This window comes from Paracoccus sp. SY, assembly GCF_002901215.1.
Taxonomy (GTDB): Bacteria; Pseudomonadota; Alphaproteobacteria; order Rhodobacterales; family Rhodobacteraceae; genus Paracoccus; species Paracoccus acridae.
Map to the genome: position 1 here is coordinate 82,161 of NZ_NWMQ01000001.1, position 15,438 is coordinate 97,598.

A 15,438-nucleotide genomic window follows, 5' to 3' on the forward strand; every position below is an offset into this window, starting at 1 on the left:
CGGGGCTTACATTCATGAGAATTCTGTTGGTTGAGGATGATCCCAGCACGGCTCGGGCCATCGAATTGATGCTGACTGCCGCCAGCTACAATGTCTTTCGAACCGATATGGGCGAGGAGGGGATCGACCTTGCCAAGCTGTATGATTATGACCTGATCCTTCTGGACCTCGATCTGCCCGACATGCACGGGATGGAGGTTCTGCGCCATCTGCGCCTTGCGCGTGTCGATACGCCGATCCTGATCCTGACCGGCTCTGACGATACCGAAAGCAAGCTGCGGGGCTTTGGCTTCGGCGCCGACGATTACATGACCAAGCCCTTCAACCGCGAGGAATTGCAGGCCCGCATCCAGGCGATCATCCGCCGGTCCAAGGGCCACAGCCAGGCGATCATCAAGACCGGGGAAATCGTGGTGAACCTGGATGCGCGTACGGTGCAGGTCAAAGGCAAGGCCGTGAACCTGACCGGCAAGGAATATCAGATCCTGGAACTTCTCAGCCTTCGCAAGGGCACGACGCTGACAAAGGAAATGTTCCTGAACCATCTTTACGGCGGGATGGACGAACCGGAACTGAAGATCATCGACGTCTTCATCTGCAAGTTGCGCAAGAAGCTGTCCGAGGCCATCGGGGGTGACAGCCATATCGAAACCGTCTGGGGCAGGGGCTATGTCCTGCGCGAGCCTGCGCCCAATGCCGAACGTCTGGCGATCGGCGCCTGAAAGGGCGGCTGCTGCAGGAAGCTGGCGGCAGCCCCTGTAAAACCCTTCGCCGAACGTCGTATAGAACGGACGAACGGAAGGCGGAGACAGCGATGACCGATGGAAAGCAGGATGACGGCGCGGCGCGGCCGGATGTGGCCGCGCTTGACGAGCAGCGCGCTGGCGATGAAATCGCCGACCTGTCGGCTCGGATCGCCCAGGCGAACGAGGATTATCACGTCAAGGACGCACCGGTCCTGTCGGATGCGGAATACGACGCGCTGAAGCAGCGGTTGCTGGCGCTGGAGCGTGCCTTCCCACAGCTTGCCCGGCCCGACAGCCCCAGCCAGGCGGTCGGGGCCGCCCCGGCAGAGGGGTTCGGCAAGGTCGTCCATGCCCAGCGGATGATGTCGCTGGAAAACGGCTTTGCCGACGCAGATGTAACAGATTTCGTTTCCCGCATCCGCAGCTTCCTGGGTCTGCGGGATGGCGATCTGGCCTTTACCGCGGAACCCAAGATCGATGGCCTTTCGCTGTCCCTGCGCTACGAAGATGGCATTCTGGTCCAGGCCGCGACCCGCGGGGACGGCGCGGTCGGGGAAAACGTCACAGCCAACGCCCGCACCATCGCCGATATTCCCCACCAACTGACGGGTGCCCCGGCCATTCTGGAAGTGCGGGGCGAGGTTTACATGAGCCATGCCGATTTCCAGCGCCTGAACGCGGCAGAAGGAGGGCGGGTCTTCGCCAATCCCCGCAACGCCGCCGCCGGGTCGTTGCGCCAGATCGACCCTGATGTGACCGCCTCGCGTCCCTTGCGGTTCTTTGCATATGGGTGGGGCCAGCTTAGCCAGGCACTGGCCGATACGCAGATGGAAGCGGTCGAACGGCTGGCCGCCCTGGGATTTCGGACGAACCCCCTGACGCGGCTTTGCCATGATGCCGGTCAGATGCTGGCCGTCTGGGCCGAGATCGAACAGCAGCGTGCGACCCTGGGCTATGACATCGATGGGGTCGTCTACAAGGTCAACGACCTGTCCTATCAGACACGGCTGGGTTACCGCTCGACCACGCCGCGATGGGCGCTTGCGCACAAGTTCCCGGCCGAGACGGCTTGGACGCGGCTGGATCGGATCGACATCCAGGTCGGCCGCACGGGGGCGCTGTCGCCCATCGCACGGCTGGAGCCTGTCACGGTCGGCGGCGTGGTCGTTTCCAACGCGACCCTGCACAATGAGGATTACATCGCCGGTCGCGACAGCAGCGGCGCGCCCATCCGTGAGGGGCGCGACATCCGCGAAGGCGACTGGGTCAAGATTTACCGGGCAGGGGACGTGATCCCCAAGATCGCCGACGTCGATCTGTCGCGCAGGCCCGCAGACAGCCAGCCCTATCGCTTTCCCGAAACCTGCCCCCAATGCGGATCCGACGCGATCCGCGAACCGGGCGATTCCGTGCGCCGCTGCACCGGCGGCCTGGTTTGCCCTGCCCAGGCGATCGAGAAGCTGAAGCATTTCGTCAGCCGCGCGGCCTTCGACATCGAGGGCCTGGGCGCCAAGCAGATCGAGATGTTCTTTGCCGATCCCGCCCTGCCGATCCGCGAACCTGCCGACATCTTTACCCTGGCCGACCGGGACGCCCGCAATATCGCAAGGCTGAAGAACCGCGAGGGGTTCGGTGCCCGGTCGGTCGAAAAGCTGTTTGCCGCGATCGAGGACAAGCGCCGCATTCCCCTGGAACGGCTGATCTTTGCCTTGGGCATCCGCCATGTGGGCGAGGTTGCGGCAGGGATCCTTGCCCGTCATTTCGGAACCTGGGACGCCTTGCTTGCCGCCGTGGATGGCGCCGCGCATGAACCGGCCTTTGCGGCCGACGACAAGGCGCGTCGGATGGCCTTGGCCGACAGCCCGCATTGGGCCGAATTGACCACGATCAACGGCATCGGCGCCGTGCTGGTCCAGTCGCTTGTCACCACCCTGACCCAGCCGGCCGAACGCGCCAGCATCGACCGTCTGATCGGGCAGATCCAGGTCATTCCCGCCACGGCCCGCCAGGTCCAGCAAACCGCGATCAGTGGCAAGACCCTGGTTTTCACCGGCACCCTGGAACGCATGACGCGGGCCGAGGCCAAGGCGCGGGCCGAGGCCATGGGCGCCAAGGTGGCAGGCTCGGTAAGCGCCAAGACCGACCTTCTGGTCGCCGGGCCGGGCGCCGGGTCGAAGGCGGCGAAGGCTGCGGAACTGGGCGTGACCGTCATCGACGAGGATGAATGGCTGCGCATCGCGGGCGGGTCATGACGCAGCCCAAGGGGCGCCCCCCGGCGCTGTTTCCGCTGTTCGCGGCCATCGACACGCTGCCGGGCGTGGGTCCGAAAAGCCGCGAGGCCCTGGCGCAGATGGGGATCGAACGACCGCGCGACCTGATCTTGACGCTGCCTGCCAGCGGCATCACCCGCCGCCGGATTGCCCGCATCAGCGATGCCCGGCCGCCCGAGGTCGTGACCATCGCCGTCACGGTGGGCCGCCATCATCCGCCCGCCGTCAAGGGCCGCCCCTGGCGCGTCCATTGCAGCGACGGCGTTGGCGACCTGACGCTTGTCTTCTTTCACCCGCGCAAGGAATGGATCGAAAGCCAGCTTCCCACCGGCGCGCGCCGCGTCGTCAGCGGCAAGATCGAGCTGTTCGACGGGTTGGCCCAGATGGTCCATCCCGACCATGTCCAGCGAGAGGACGAACCACCCCTGCCGGAGTTCGAGGCCATCTATCCCCTGACCTCAGGACTGACGCGCAAGGTCATGGTCAAGGGCATCGAGGCCGCGCTGACCCGCCTGCCGCCCATGCAGGAATGGATCGACCCGCAGTTGATCGCCCAACGGGGCTGGCCCGATTTTGCGGCGGCATTGCAGGCTGCGCATGATCCCCGGTCGGTGCGCGACCTGTCGCCCGATGCGCCTGCGCGAGCGCGCTTGGCCTATGACGAGTTTCTGGCCCATCAGATGACGCTTGCCCTGGTTCGGCGTGAAAAGCGGCGGCTGAAAGGACGGCCCAGCGGGGGTGACGGGCGGTTGCGGCGCGCGGTGCTGGATCATCTGCCCTGGCCTCCGACCGGTGCCCAGATGCGCGCGGTCCGGGACATCGCCGCCGACATGGCCAGCGACCGGCGCATGAACCGGCTGCTGCAAGGCGACGTGGGGTCGGGCAAGACCCTGGTCGCGATGTTGTCAGCCCTTGTCGCGGTCGAGGCGGGCGGGCAGGCGGTGCTGATGGCCCCGACCGAGATTCTGGCCCGCCAGCATGCCCGCGCCCTGGAACCGCTGGCCCGCGCGGCGGGCATCCGGCTGGCCGCCCTGACCGGCCGCGACAAGGGCGAGTTGCGTGCGCAACTGTTGGAGGACCTTGCCGAAGGGCGCATCGACATCCTGGTCGGCACTCATGCGGTGTTCCAACGCGGTGTCGATTTCCATGACCTGCGGCTGGCGATCATCGACGAACAGCATCGGTTCGGCGTGGCGCAACGGCTGGAACTGTCGGGCAAGGGCCAGGTGCCCCCCGACATGCTGATCATGACCGCGACGCCGATCCCCCGTTCGCTGGCGCTGACGCAATATGGGGATCTGGACATCTCGATTCTGGACGAGAAACCGCCGGGGCGGCAGCCGATCACCACGGTGATGATCAGCGATCAGCGCCTGGACGAGGTGACGGCCCGGCTGCGTCATGTGCTGGATCAGGGCGCGCGCGCCTATTGGGTCTGCCCCCTTGTGGACGAAAGCGAAGTCACGGACCTGACCGCGGCCGAGGCGCGGTTCCAGGCACTGCGGGCGCAGTTCGGCGATATCGTGCGGCTGGTTCATGGCCAGATGCCTGCCGATCAGCGCGACGCGGCCATGGCCGATTTCGCCAGCGGCCGCGCCCGGCTTCTGGTCGCCACCACGGTGATCGAGGTCGGCGTGGACGTGCCCGAGGCGACAATCATGGTGATCGAACGGGCCGAAAGCTTCGGCCTTGCGCAGTTGCATCAGCTGCGCGGCAGGGTCGGGCGAGGCACGGGGGCATCAACCTGTCTGCTGATGTATCATCCGCCCTTGGGCGAAACCGGCGCACGGCGGCTGACGACCCTGCGGGATACCGAGGATGGCTTCCGCATCGCCGAGGTCGATCTGGAGATGCGCGGGGCGGGCGATGTGATCGGCACCGCCCAGTCGGGCCTTCCCCGGTTCCGCATCGGGGATCTGGAACATCAGGCGGGGCTGATGGCGGTGGCGCGTCAGGACGCCCGCAATCTTCTGGACCGCGATCCCACCCTGGACAGCCCGCGCGGGCAGGCTGTGCGGATGCTGATGTGGCTGATGAGCCAGGATGAGGCGATCCGCCTGATCTCGGTCGGCTAAGTTCTCAAAATGTTCTTTACAAATCGCCAGGAACATGAGAACAAAAGAGCAACAGATAGGAGTTGCTCATGTCCCGCGAATTCGTATCCGACCTGTTGGGTGTCACCGCCCTAGCCGTTACCACCGTCATCGTCTTGTGGTTGCCTGCGATCCTGCAAGCCTGATCTCTGCCCCGCGTTGCCCTGACGGCGCTTGCCTGTGCGACCGTCAGTTCCCCAGCACGCGCACCTGCCGGTCCCGCAAAGGGACCGGCTTTTTTCATGACCGAGTGGCCTGGTCGATGGCGTCCAGCGTCGCATTCCAGGCCAGCAGGATCGAGGCATGGCGGTTCGGATATTCGCGCGCGGGCAGCAGGGCCTCAAGCTCGGCGAAAGGGGCGGCGGGGGGATCGGCTTCGGTCGTCAGCATGGCTTCCAAAGCGTCTCGGGTCGCCGCGATTTCGTCCCGGCTGCGCCCGATTACGCCTTGCCCCAGGACCGAGGCCGATGCCTGACCAAGCGCGCAGGCCCGCACTTCCTGCCGAAAATCCGCGATCCGGTCCCCCTCCATCGCGACATAGGCCGTGACCGACGACCCGCATTGCGGCGACCTGCGCATGGCCTTGCCGTCGAATTCCGGCAATGCGCCCAGATGCGGGATCGCCGTCGTCAATGCCAGGATTCGGCGGGAATAAAGCTGCATCAGGTCGCTGTCGGCCATCGGTCTTTCCCATACGCTGCCTGGGGTCTAGATAGGGACGCGTCAGCCGAAAGGAAACCCGATGTTCGACCCAGCCAGCCTGAAATATGATCCGAACGGGTTGATCCCCGCCATTGCCCAGGACGCGGATGGGGGCGAGGTTCTGATGATGGCCTGGATGAATGCCGAAAGCGTCGCGCGGACGTTGGAAACCGGGCGCGTCACCTATTGGTCGCGGTCGCGGCAGTCGCTCTGGGTCAAGGGCGAAAGTTCGGGTCATGTGCAGGAACTGGTGGAACTGCGCCTGGATTGCGACCGCGACTGCCTGCTGGTGCTGGTTCGCCAAACCGGCCCGGCATGCCATACCAACCGGCGAAGCTGCTTCTATACCGCCGTCCGCGATGGCGTGGAGGTCGAGATCATGGCGCCGATGGCCTAGAACCCGATCATGCTGCGGATATCCTGCGGGGTCGCGCCATCGTCGCGGTAATGACGAATGGCCCGTGCGTCATCGCGCTTGGCCAACCGCTTGCCGGCGTCGTCGCGGATCAGGCGATGATGGTGATAGAACGGGGTCGATAGTTGAAGCAGCTTCTGAAGAAGCACATGGATATACGTTGAATCGAAAAGATCTTTTCCGCGCGTGACCAGGGTGATCCCTTGGGCGGCATCGTCCACGACCACCGCCAGGTGATAGGATGTGCCCATCCCGCGCCGCGACAGGATCACATCGCCGATGCCCTCCAGAAACTGATCCCGGGTCAGCGCGTGGTCATGTCCGGGCATGATCGCCTGATCCTGGAAAGCGATGCTGCCCAAGCCCAAGGCATCGAAAGCACGCGCGGCATCCAGCCGGATCACGTCGTCCGGTCCCGCATCGGTCAGGCTGCGGCCCCGGCAGGTTCCGGGATAGATCAGTCCGTCGGGACCTGCGGGCAAGGCGCCTTCCTGCGGGGCCGACATTGCCGCGCGGATGTCGCCCCGACGGCAGCGGCAGGGATAGGTGAGGGGCGCCAGCCGCCGAAGCGCCTTTCGATAAGCCTCCATCCGGTCCGACTGCCGCATCACCGGTTCCGGCCAGCCAAGGCCCAGCCAAGCCAGATCCTCCTTGATCGCGGCTTCGTATTCGGGGCGGCAACGGTCGCGGTCGATATCCTCGATGCGCAACAGGAACCGGCCCGGGTCCGCCAGGCTTTCCGCCACCAAGGCCGCATAGGCATGGCCCAGATGCAGCAGTCCGGTGGGTGAGGGTGCGAAGCGGGTTACTGCGCCGCCAGCCATGCGCTGAAATCGTCCTTGGCCCGCTGGGTATAGGCAGGATATCGGTCCTTGCGCCCCTTTCGGCCGCCACGCATCTCGTCAAGCGGAGGAAAAAGGCCAAAGTTCACGTTCATCGGCTGGAAGGTCTTGGCCTCGGCCCCGCCGGTGATGTGGTTGACAAGGGCACCCATGGCAGTCGTCGGGGCGGGCGGCGTCAGGTCGCGGCCCTGGGCCTGTGCTGCCGCCATCCGGCCCGCCAGCAAGCCTATGGCGGCGCTTTCGACATAGCCCTCCACCCCAGTGACCTGCCCGGCAAAGCGCAGGTTCGGCCGCTGACGCAGGCGCATCCGGTCGTCCAGCAGCGTCGGCGAGTTCAGGAAGGAGTTGCGGTGGATGCCGCCAAGCCGGGCGAAGCTGGCATTCTCCAGCCCAGGGATCATGCGGAACACCTGGGTCTGGGCGCCGTATTTCATCTTGGTCTGGAAGCCGACGATATTATAAAGCGTTCCCAGTGCATTATCACGACGAAGTTGAACCACTGCATAAGGTTTCTCAGTCGGATTATGGGCATTCGTCAGCCCTACGGGCTTCATGGGACCATGGCGCAAGGTTTCCCGGCCGCGTTCGGCCATGACCTCGATGGGCAGGCAGCCGTCGAAATAGCCTGCGGTCTCGCCCTCGTGGAACTCGGTCTTCTCGGCGGCCAGAAGGGCGTCGATGAAGGCCTCGTACTGGTCGCGGGTCATCGGGCAGTTGATATAGGCCTTCTGCTCGGCCTCGGTCTCGCCCTTGTCATAGCGGCTTTGTTCCCATGCGACGGACATGTCGATGGTATCCGCATGGACGATGGGGGCGATGGCGTCGAAGAAGGCCAGGGCATCGGTGCCGGTCACCGCGCGGATCGCCTGCGCCAGCGCGTCCGAGGTCAGCGGCCCGGTCGCCACGATCCAGTTGCCATCGTCTGGCAGGTCGGTGATTTCGCCCGGAACGATCTGGATCAGCGCCTCGGCCCGCAAGGCCTCGGTCACGGCTGCTGAAAACGCCTCGCGGTCCACGGCAAGGGCACCACCCGCGGGAAGCCGATGGCGATCCGCCATTGCCATGATCAGCCCACCTGCCGCGCGCATTTCCCAATGCAGTTGCCCGACCGCGTTCATCGCGTCGTCGTCGGACCGGAAGCTGTTGGAACAGACCATTTCCGCACAATCGCCGGTCTTGTGGGCGAAGGTGCCTTTGGCGGGGCGCATTTCGTGCAGGACGACAGGCACGCCCGTGCGGGCGATCTGCCAGGCGGCCTCGGACCCGGCAAGGCCCGCGCCAATGATGTGGACAGGTTCCATGTGACCTCCTGCGGATGGGGGCTAGCAAAGCTGCCCGCAAATGGAAAGGGCGGCGCCAAGCGGCACCGCCCCGATGATTGCGCAAAGCGCGCGGGGATCACTCCTCCGCGGCAGCCTCGGCCGGCTCGTCGTCGCCGCCCGAACGCAGCGCGGACGGCGCGGCGACGTTGGCGATCACGAAGTTGCGGTCGATGGTCGGCTTCGCGCCTTCCGGCAGCTTCACATCGTTGATGTGGATCGTTTCACCGACGTTCAGGCCTTCCAGATCGACGGTGATGTGGTCCGGGATGTCGCCTGCAGTCACGACAAGCTCGACTTCGGGACGAACCGTAACCAACGTCCCGCCGCGCTTCAGGCCGGGGGATTTTTCGTGGTTGATGAATTCGACCGGGATGAACAGGTTCACCTTCGAGGTGCGGCGCAGGCGCATGAAGTCGATGTGGATCGGCAGGTCCTTCACCACGTCCTTCTGGACGCCGCGGCAGATGACGCGGACGTCTTCCTGGCCTTCGACCTTCAGGTTGAACAGCGTGGACATGAACCGGCCGGCGCGCAGTTGCGTCAGCAGCTTGTTGAAGTCGAACTGGATGTTGACCGGGTCCTTGTGGTCACCATAGACGACTCCGGGCACCTTGCCATCGCGGCGAGCTTGGCGGGCGGCCCCCTTGCCTGACCCCGCGCGCGGCTCGGCCACCAGATCAGGGATCTCTTTGGCCATGATATGTTCCTAACTTGGTTGTTGGTGCCGCCATCCTCCAAGGGTGCATGGCGACAGGTGGCGGCCTATACGGCAATGGGGGTGATTTGTGAAGCCCCCTTGGGCGCCTGAACCTCGTATTCGTCCAGGAAGCCGCGGGGGATCATCACGTTCTGGGGCCCGATGTTCCTGACATCCCGTTCGCCGCACAGCGCCATGCTGATGTCCAGTTCCTTGCGGATGATTTCCAGCGCGCGGGTCACCCCGGCCTCGCCCATGGCGCCTAGCCCGTGCAGCCAGGCCCGCCCGATCCAGGTCGAATGCGCGCCCAGGGCAAGCGCCTTCAGCACGTCCTGGCCCGACCGGATGCCGCCGTCCATGTGGATTTCCACCCGATCGCCCACGGCCTTGACGATATGCGGCAGCATCCTGATCGAGGACAGCGCCCCGTCCAGTTGCCGCCCACCGTGGTTGCTGACGATGATCGCGTCGGCGCCGAAATCCGCCGCAATGCGCGCGTCGTCGGGGTCCAGTACGCCTTTCAGGATCAGCTTGCCGCCCCACATGTCGCGGATTCGGGCAATCTTGTCCCAATCCAGCTTTTCATCGAACTGCTCGGCCGTCCAGCTCATCAGGCTGGAAGGATCGGCCACGCCCTTGGCATGGCCCACGATGTTGCCGAAGAAGCGGCGCTTCGTTTGCAGCATCCCCATGCCCCAGCGCCAGCGCGTCGCAAGATCCAGCATGGTCGGCAAGGTCAGCTTGGGGGGCGCGGACAGGCCGTTCTTCAGGTCCTTGTGCCGCTGGCCCAGGATCTGCAGGTCCAGGGTCAGGACCAGGGCGCTGCAATTCGCCTTTTTCGCGCGCTCGATGATGGCGGCCAGGAAATCCTGGTCCTTCATCGCATAAAGCTGGAACATGAAAGGCTTGGTGGTGTGTTCCGCCACATCCTCGATGGAACAGATCGACATGGTGGACAGGCAGAACGGCACGCCGAACTTCTCGGCTGCACGGGCGGCATGGATTTCCCCATCGGCATGCTGCATCCCGGTCATGCCGACCGGGGCCAGCGCCACCGGCATCGCGGCGGGAAGGCCCACGAGGTCCGATGCCGTGCTGCGGTTCGACATGTCCACGGCCACCTTCTGGCGAAGCTTCAACCGGGCAAAGTCGGTCGTGTTCTCGCGGAAGGTCTGTTCGGTATAGCTGCCCGACTCGGCATAGTCATAGAACATCTTCGGAGTGCGCGAGCGATGCATCCGCTTGAGATCTTCGATTGACGTGATGACGGGCATGAGGCTCTCCGACAGGATTGGTCAAGAATCTTTACCAGATCGGCATGCGGCCAGCAATCATCCTTGGGGCTGGATCCGCCGCAGCGTGTCTGGTTCGATGACCGGCCCGCGCAGGGCATCGGCGCGCCGCCGCAGCGCGTCCGCCCGTGCCTGCGCCTCTGCCTCGACATCGGACGACGCTGCCTGGGGCGCATGATCGGGCAGGACAGGTTCGGCCAGGATCTGGTCGGTGGGCAGCAAGCGCGGATAGGATTCCGTATCGGTCGAGCATGCCGCCAGGAATGCGGCGCAGGTCAGGGGCAAGAGATGTTTCATGGCCCCGAGATTATGGCGCGGCTTGCACCGGGGCAACGGACTTTCCCGCCCTGCCGCCGCGCGCTAGAAGACCGCATGGCCCGCACCCAAGGTTCCCGCGCCGATGTCACCGGCCCCCTGATCCGCACCCATGCCCGCCGCCTGTTCGCACGGCAGGGCTATGCCGCCGTGTCGATGCGCCAGATCGCGTCGGCGGTGGGGGTGCAGGCTGGCGCGCTTTATGCCTATACCCCCGACAAGCAGGCCTTGCTGTTCGATCTTCTGGAAAGCCACATGCAGGAACTGCTGGGCGCCTGGTCCGACATTCCGGGCGATCCCCTGGCGCGGCTGGAACATTTCGTGCGCTTCCATATCGACACCAGCCTGGATCACGCCGATGCCGTGTTCCTGTCCTATATGGAACTTCGCAACCTGACCCCCGAAAACCGCGCCCGCATCGCGGCCCTGCGCGGCGAATACGAGAACGCGTTGGAGGCCATCCTGCGCGACGGTGTGGCGGCGGGCGTCATGCGCATCGACGACCCGCGCCTGGCGACAATGGCCCTGATTGCGATGCTGACGGGCGTGACGAACTGGTACCGCGAAGGCGGGCGTCTGGACCGCCGGCGCATCGGCGACATCTATTGGGGCCTTGCGCGCGGCGCGGTCGGCGCGGATTGACCACCGCTTCTTCGTTGTCCAAATACCCCCTTTCTTGATTTTGGCCGCAGCGCGATAATCCCCCCATGAGTCTTCCCCCCGGCTTCCTTGACGAGATTCGGAACCGCGTCCCGATCAGCCGCGTGATCGGCAAGAAGGTCGTGTGGGATCTGCGCAAGTCGAACCAGGCGCGGGGCGACTGGTGGGCACCATGCCCGTTCCACCAGGAAAAATCGGCCAGTTTTCATTGCGATGACCAAAAGGGCTATTACTACTGCTTCGGCTGCCACGCCAAGGGCGACGCCATCAAGTTCCTGCGCGAGGCCGACGGGATGGAGTTCATCGAGGCCGTCAAGCTGCTGGCCGCCGAGGCCGGGTTGCAGATGCCCGAATCCGATCCCCGCGCCCGCGAAAGAACCGACCGCCGCACCCGCCTGCTGGACGTGACCGAGGCCGCCTGCCGCTGGTTCCGCCTGCAACTGCAAACCGGCGCCGCCGCTGATGCGCGCGATTACCTGGCACGGCGCGGCCTGGATCAGGCGGCGCTCGACCGGTTCGAGATCGGTTTCGCCCCCGACAGCCGCACCGCGCTGACGCAGGCATTGCGCGACAAGGGCTTCGACGAATCCCTGATCGTCGAAGCAGGCATGTCGGCGCGGCCTGACAATGGCGGGGCGGCCTATGACCGCTTCCGGGGCCGCATCATCTTTCCGATTCGCGACGGGCAGGGGCGCTGCATCGGCTTCGGCGGTCGGGCGATGGATCCGAATGCGCGGGCGAAATACCTCAACAGCCCGGAAACGCCGCTGTTCGACAAGGGGCGAAACCTTTATCACCTTGGCCCGGCCCGTGCCGCCGTTGCCAAGGGCCAGCGGCTGGTGGTGGCCGAAGGCTACATGGACGTGATCGCCCTGGCCCGCGCGGGTTTCGAGGGCGCCGTGGCCCCCCTGGGCACCGCAATCACCGAGGAGCAGTTGCACCTGATGTGGCGCGTCAGCCCCGAACCCGTAATTGCCCTGGACGGCGACGCGGCAGGACAGCGGGCGGCGCAGCGGCTGATCGATCTGGCCCTGCCGATGACGGGACCGGGCCGGGCGCTTCGTTTCGTCATCCTGCCCGCAGGACAGGATCCCGACGACCTGATCAAGGCAGTAGGACCGGGCGCCATGGGGGCGCTGCTGGATCAGGCGCGCCCGCTGGTCGATTTGTTGTGGGCGCGCGAGACCGAAGGACAGGTCTTCGACAGCCCCGAACGCAAGGCCGCCCTGGAAAAGCGTCTTCAGGACGCCGTTGCCAAGATCCCGGACGACCTGACCCGCAACCATTACGCCAAGGAACTGCGCAGCAAGCAGTGGGATCTGTTCGGCGGATCGTCGCGGCGCGGAGACTGGACGCCCGGCAAGCGCAAGGGGTCTGCGAGACCCTCGCGTCCGGTCCTGCCCATTCCTGCGACCGTCTCGGACCCCCAGGCGGCAGGCAGTCTTCTGGAAGGGGCAAGCCTGTTGATCTGCGCCTTGCGCCCCGAACTGGTCGCGCAGATGGAAACCCGCCTGGAGCGCTTGTCACCCCAGGATCCCGACCGGGCGGCCCTGCTGTTCGACCTTCTGGGCCAGACGCAAAGCGCGGCAGGTCAACGCGGTCTTGAAACGCTGCGGCGTGACGCCCATCTGGGCCTCACTCCTGCGGTCATCGACACGCAGGACACTGAAACCGTGGCCGCGATCCTGGGCAATCTTCTGGACCGGCTGGAAGCGCAGCGGGCAATCGGCACCGAACTGGCCCGCGCCGAAGCCGAAATCCAGGGCGAGGCCGACGAGGGGCTGACCTGGCGGATGCAGCAGATCGCCCGCGCGCGTCACCGCGCCGAGCGGCCTGAACTGGAGGGCGGCATGGATTTGAACGAGGACCGGGACGCCCTTTCGGCCCAGTTGTCGGAGTTTGTCCAGGGCCAGATCTGGCGCAAGCCGCCACGCCGCTGACCATCCCCGATCGATTCGCACCATGTCGGCGAATCAGCCGCATCGCGTGCCCTTTGATTCGGGGGTGCGCCACGCTAAATGTAGAACTCATGTTCAGTGATTCGCCTGTCTGCGAATCACCGCCTGAAGAAGGGAGCCGTTGATGGCCGCCAAGGACGACGATCACGACAAGACCGACAAGGACGACAACGCGCATTCCCTGGACATGAGCCAGGCGGCCGTCAAGCGCATGATCGCCGAGGCGCGCGAGCGCGGCTATATCACCTATGACCAGTTGAATGCGGCGCTTCCGCCCGAGCACGCCTCGTCCGAGCAGATCGAGGACGTGATGTCGATGTTGTCCGAAATGGGCATCAACGTGATCGAGGACGAAGATGGGGCCGAGGAACCCGAGGGAGGGGCCGTGGCCGTGGTCGGATCCACCTCGCGCGAGGTGGCCGTTGCGACCTCGGAAACCGAGAAGCTGGACCGTACCGATGACCCGGTGCGGATGTATCTGCGCGAGATGGGCTCGGTCGAGCTGCTGTCCCGCGAGGGCGAGATCGCCATCGCCAAGCGCATCGAGGCCGGCCGGAACACCATGATCGCGGGCCTTTGCGAAAGCCCGCTGACCTTCAAGGCCATCACCATGTGGCGCGAGGAGCTTCTGGACGAAGAAATCCTTCTGCGTGACGTGATCGACCTGGAAACCACCTTCGGCCAGTCGCTGGACGACGATGAGGGCGAGGAAGAGGAACTGACCGAGGAAAGCGTCCAGACAGAAGCCACGCAGAAACGCGAGGAACTGGACGCCGACGGCAATCCCATCCTGGGCGAGGACGACGAGGACGAGGACGAAGGCGCCAACCTGTCATTGGCCGCGATGGAAGCCAGCCTCAAGCCCAAGGTTCTGGAAACCCTGGAACTGATCGCGCGCGACTACGAGGCCCTGGCCGCGATGCAGGACCAGCGGATGTCGGCCACGCTGAACGAGGACAACAGCTTCTCGGCCAGCAACGAGAGCGACTATCAGGTGCTGCGGTCGCGTATCGTCGGGCTGGTCAACGAACTGCACCTGAACAGCAGCCGGATCGAGGCGCTGGTCGATCAGCTTTACGGCATCAACCGCCGGATCGTCACCATCGACAGCGGCATGGTCAAGCTGGCCGATGCCGCGCGGATCAACCGCCGCGAATTCATCGACGCCTATCGTGGCACCGAACTGGACCCGACCTGGGTGGACCGCATGTCCCAGCAGGCCGGCCGCGGCTGGCAGGCGCTGTTCGAACGGTCCCGCGACAAGGTGGATGATCTGCGCAACGAGATGGCGCAGGTCGGCCAATATGTCGGCGTCGATATCGAGGAATTCCGCCGCATCGTGGCCCAGGTCCAGCGCGGCGAGAAAGAGGCCCGCCAGGCCAAGAAGGAAATGGTCGAGGCCAACCTGCGCCTGGTCATCAGCATCGCCAAGAAGTACACGAACCGCGGTCTGCAGTTCCTGGACCTGATCCAGGAAGGCAACATCGGCCTTATGAAGGCCGTGGACAAGTTCGAATACCGGCGCGGCTACAAGTTCTCGACCTATGCGACCTGGTGGATCCGGCAGGCGATCACCCGGTCCATTGCGGACCAGGCGCGCACGATCCGCATCCCGGTCCACATGATCGAGACGATCAACAAGCTGGTCCGTACTGGCCGCCAGATGCTGCACGAGATCGGTCGGGAACCCACGCCCGAGGAACTGGCCGAAAAGCTGCAGATGCCGCTGGAAAAGGTCCGCAAGGTGATGAAGATCGCCAAGGAGCCGATTTCCCTCGAAACCCCCATCGGGGACGAGGAAGACAGCCAGCTCGGCGATTTCATCGAGGACAAGAACGCCGTCCTGCCGCTGGACAGCGCCATTCAGGAGAACCTGAAGGAAACGACCACGCGGGTTCTGGCCTCCCTGACTCCGCGAGAGGAACGGGTTCTGCGGATGCGTTTCGGCATCGGCATGAACACCGACCACACGCTGGAGGAGGTGGGCCAGCAGTTCAGCGTGACCCGCGAACGCATCCGCCAGATCGAGGCCAAGGCGCTGCGCAAGCTGAAGCATCCTTCGCGCAGTCGCAAGCTGCGGTCCTTCCTGGACCAGTGACGGAAAACCGCCCTCGGGCGGTTTTTCC

At 65.0% G+C, this 15,438-nt stretch carries 13 protein-coding genes; 7 read left to right on the forward strand and 6 right to left on the reverse strand.

Going from position 1 to position 15,438, the window contains the following annotated elements:
• Positions 1-14: 14 nt before the first annotated feature.
• From ctrA to recG, 3 genes are all read left to right on the forward strand, one after another.
• The gene (ctrA, locus tag CK944_RS00410; RefSeq protein ID WP_103171050.1) at positions 15-722 is read left to right on the forward strand and encodes a response regulator transcription factor CtrA; all 708 of its coding nucleotides are present in this window, start codon (positions 15-17) and stop codon (positions 720-722) included.
• Between the two features lie 92 nt (positions 723-814).
• Entirely contained in the window at positions 815-2,998 is a 2,184-nt protein-coding gene (ligA, locus tag CK944_RS00415; RefSeq protein ID WP_103171051.1) for an NAD-dependent DNA ligase LigA, read from the forward strand.
• Positions 2,971-5,091: an ATP-dependent DNA helicase RecG gene (gene recG / locus CK944_RS00420; protein WP_239985925.1), complete on the forward strand. Its 2,121-nt coding sequence runs from the start codon at positions 2,971-2,973 to the stop codon at positions 5,089-5,091. The genes ligA and recG overlap by 28 nt, the downstream gene beginning before the upstream one ends.
• Positions 5,092-5,349: 258 nt before the next feature.
• Here the strand turns inward: recG and CK944_RS00425 are convergent, their stop codons facing one another.
• Positions 5,350-5,790 (reverse strand): iron-sulfur cluster assembly scaffold protein, encoded by a 441-nt coding sequence (locus CK944_RS00425; RefSeq protein WP_103171052.1) that lies wholly within the window; start codon positions 5,788-5,790, stop codon positions 5,350-5,352.
• Between the two features lie 61 nt (positions 5,791-5,851).
• Between CK944_RS00425 and hisI the strand changes: the two genes are divergently transcribed.
• Positions 5,852-6,208, forward strand: a complete 357-nt coding sequence (gene hisI / locus CK944_RS00430) for a phosphoribosyl-AMP cyclohydrolase (protein WP_103171053.1) — start codon at positions 5,852-5,854, stop codon at positions 6,206-6,208.
• On the opposite strand, the gene gluQRS is transcribed toward hisI, so the two are convergent.
• The 5 genes from gluQRS to CK944_RS00455 all read right to left on the reverse strand — a co-directional run bounded on the left by gluQRS (position 6,205) and on the right by CK944_RS00455 (position 10,676).
• A complete protein-coding gene (gluQRS, locus tag CK944_RS00435) occupies positions 6,205-7,050 on the reverse strand; it encodes a tRNA glutamyl-Q(34) synthetase GluQRS (protein ID WP_103171054.1) in 846 nt (281 codons plus the stop codon). The genes hisI and gluQRS overlap by 4 nt on opposite strands.
• Complete coding sequence (gene trmFO / locus CK944_RS00440; protein ID WP_103171055.1) at positions 7,032-8,369, reverse strand: methylenetetrahydrofolate--tRNA-(uracil(54)-C(5))-methyltransferase (FADH(2)-oxidizing) TrmFO; 1,338 nt, start codon at positions 8,367-8,369, stop codon at positions 7,032-7,034. Before trmFO ends, gluQRS begins: the two co-directional genes overlap by 19 nt.
• A 97-nt stretch (positions 8,370-8,466) precedes the next feature.
• Positions 8,467-9,087, reverse strand: coding sequence for a 50S ribosomal protein L25/general stress protein Ctc (locus CK944_RS00445; protein WP_103171056.1), 621 nt, complete (start codon positions 9,085-9,087; stop codon positions 8,467-8,469).
• 65 nt (positions 9,088-9,152) lie between these two features.
• The gene (locus tag CK944_RS00450; RefSeq protein WP_103171057.1) at positions 9,153-10,361 is read right to left on the reverse strand and encodes an alpha-hydroxy acid oxidase; all 1,209 of its coding nucleotides are present in this window, start codon (positions 10,359-10,361) and stop codon (positions 9,153-9,155) included.
• 57 nt (positions 10,362-10,418) lie between these two features.
• Positions 10,419-10,676: a hypothetical protein gene (locus CK944_RS00455; RefSeq protein ID WP_146038579.1), complete on the reverse strand. Its 258-nt coding sequence runs from the start codon at positions 10,674-10,676 to the stop codon at positions 10,419-10,421.
• 75 nt (positions 10,677-10,751) lie between these two features.
• Here CK944_RS00455 and CK944_RS00460 point away from each other — a divergent pair, with 75 nt between their 5' ends.
• From CK944_RS00460 to rpoD, 3 genes are all read left to right on the forward strand, one after another.
• Positions 10,752-11,336 carry a TetR/AcrR family transcriptional regulator gene (locus tag CK944_RS00460; protein ID WP_103171059.1) on the forward strand — a complete coding sequence of 195 codons (585 nt, stop codon included), beginning with the start codon at positions 10,752-10,754 and terminating at the stop codon, positions 11,334-11,336.
• Positions 11,337-11,401: 65 nt separating this feature from the next.
• Complete coding sequence (gene dnaG / locus CK944_RS00465) at positions 11,402-13,294, forward strand: DNA primase (protein ID WP_103171060.1); 1,893 nt, start codon at positions 11,402-11,404, stop codon at positions 13,292-13,294.
• Between the two features lie 142 nt (positions 13,295-13,436).
• A complete protein-coding gene (gene rpoD / locus CK944_RS00470; RefSeq protein WP_103171061.1) occupies positions 13,437-15,410 on the forward strand; it encodes an RNA polymerase sigma factor RpoD in 1,974 nt (657 codons plus the stop codon).
• Positions 15,411-15,438 lie beyond the last annotated feature (28 nt).

What these genes read in the sequence shown, in the direction of transcription:
- CK944_RS00460 (WP_103171059.1), top strand. Translation starts at nt 10,752, where the DNA reads ATGGCCCGCACCCAAGGTTCCCGCGCCGATGTCACCGGCCCCCTGATC.
- recG (WP_239985925.1), top strand. Translation starts at nt 2,971, where the DNA reads ATGGCTGCGCATCGCGGGCGGGTCATGACGCAGCCCAAGGGGCGCCCC.
- dnaG (WP_103171060.1), top strand. Translation starts at nt 11,402, where the DNA reads ATGAGTCTTCCCCCCGGCTTCCTTGACGAGATTCGGAACCGCGTCCCG.
- hisI (WP_103171053.1), top strand. Translation starts at nt 5,852, where the DNA reads ATGTTCGACCCAGCCAGCCTGAAATATGATCCGAACGGGTTGATCCCC.
- CK944_RS00445 (WP_103171056.1), bottom strand. Translation starts at nt 9,087, where the DNA reads ATGGCCAAAGAGATCCCTGATCTGGTGGCCGAGCCGCGCGCGGGGTCA.
- CK944_RS00450 (WP_103171057.1), bottom strand. Translation starts at nt 10,361, where the DNA reads ATGCCCGTCATCACGTCAATCGAAGATCTCAAGCGGATGCATCGCTCG.
- trmFO (WP_103171055.1), bottom strand. Translation starts at nt 8,369, where the DNA reads ATGGAACCTGTCCACATCATTGGCGCGGGCCTTGCCGGGTCCGAGGCC.
- gluQRS (WP_103171054.1), bottom strand. Translation starts at nt 7,050, where the DNA reads ATGGCTGGCGGCGCAGTAACCCGCTTCGCACCCTCACCCACCGGACTG.
- rpoD (WP_103171061.1), top strand. Translation starts at nt 13,437, where the DNA reads ATGGCCGCCAAGGACGACGATCACGACAAGACCGACAAGGACGACAAC.
- ctrA (WP_103171050.1), top strand. Translation starts at nt 15, where the DNA reads ATGAGAATTCTGTTGGTTGAGGATGATCCCAGCACGGCTCGGGCCATC.
- CK944_RS00425 (WP_103171052.1), bottom strand. Translation starts at nt 5,790, where the DNA reads ATGGCCGACAGCGACCTGATGCAGCTTTATTCCCGCCGAATCCTGGCA.
- ligA (WP_103171051.1), top strand. Translation starts at nt 815, where the DNA reads ATGACCGATGGAAAGCAGGATGACGGCGCGGCGCGGCCGGATGTGGCC.
- CK944_RS00455 (WP_146038579.1), bottom strand. Translation starts at nt 10,676, where the DNA reads ATGAAACATCTCTTGCCCCTGACCTGCGCCGCATTCCTGGCGGCATGC.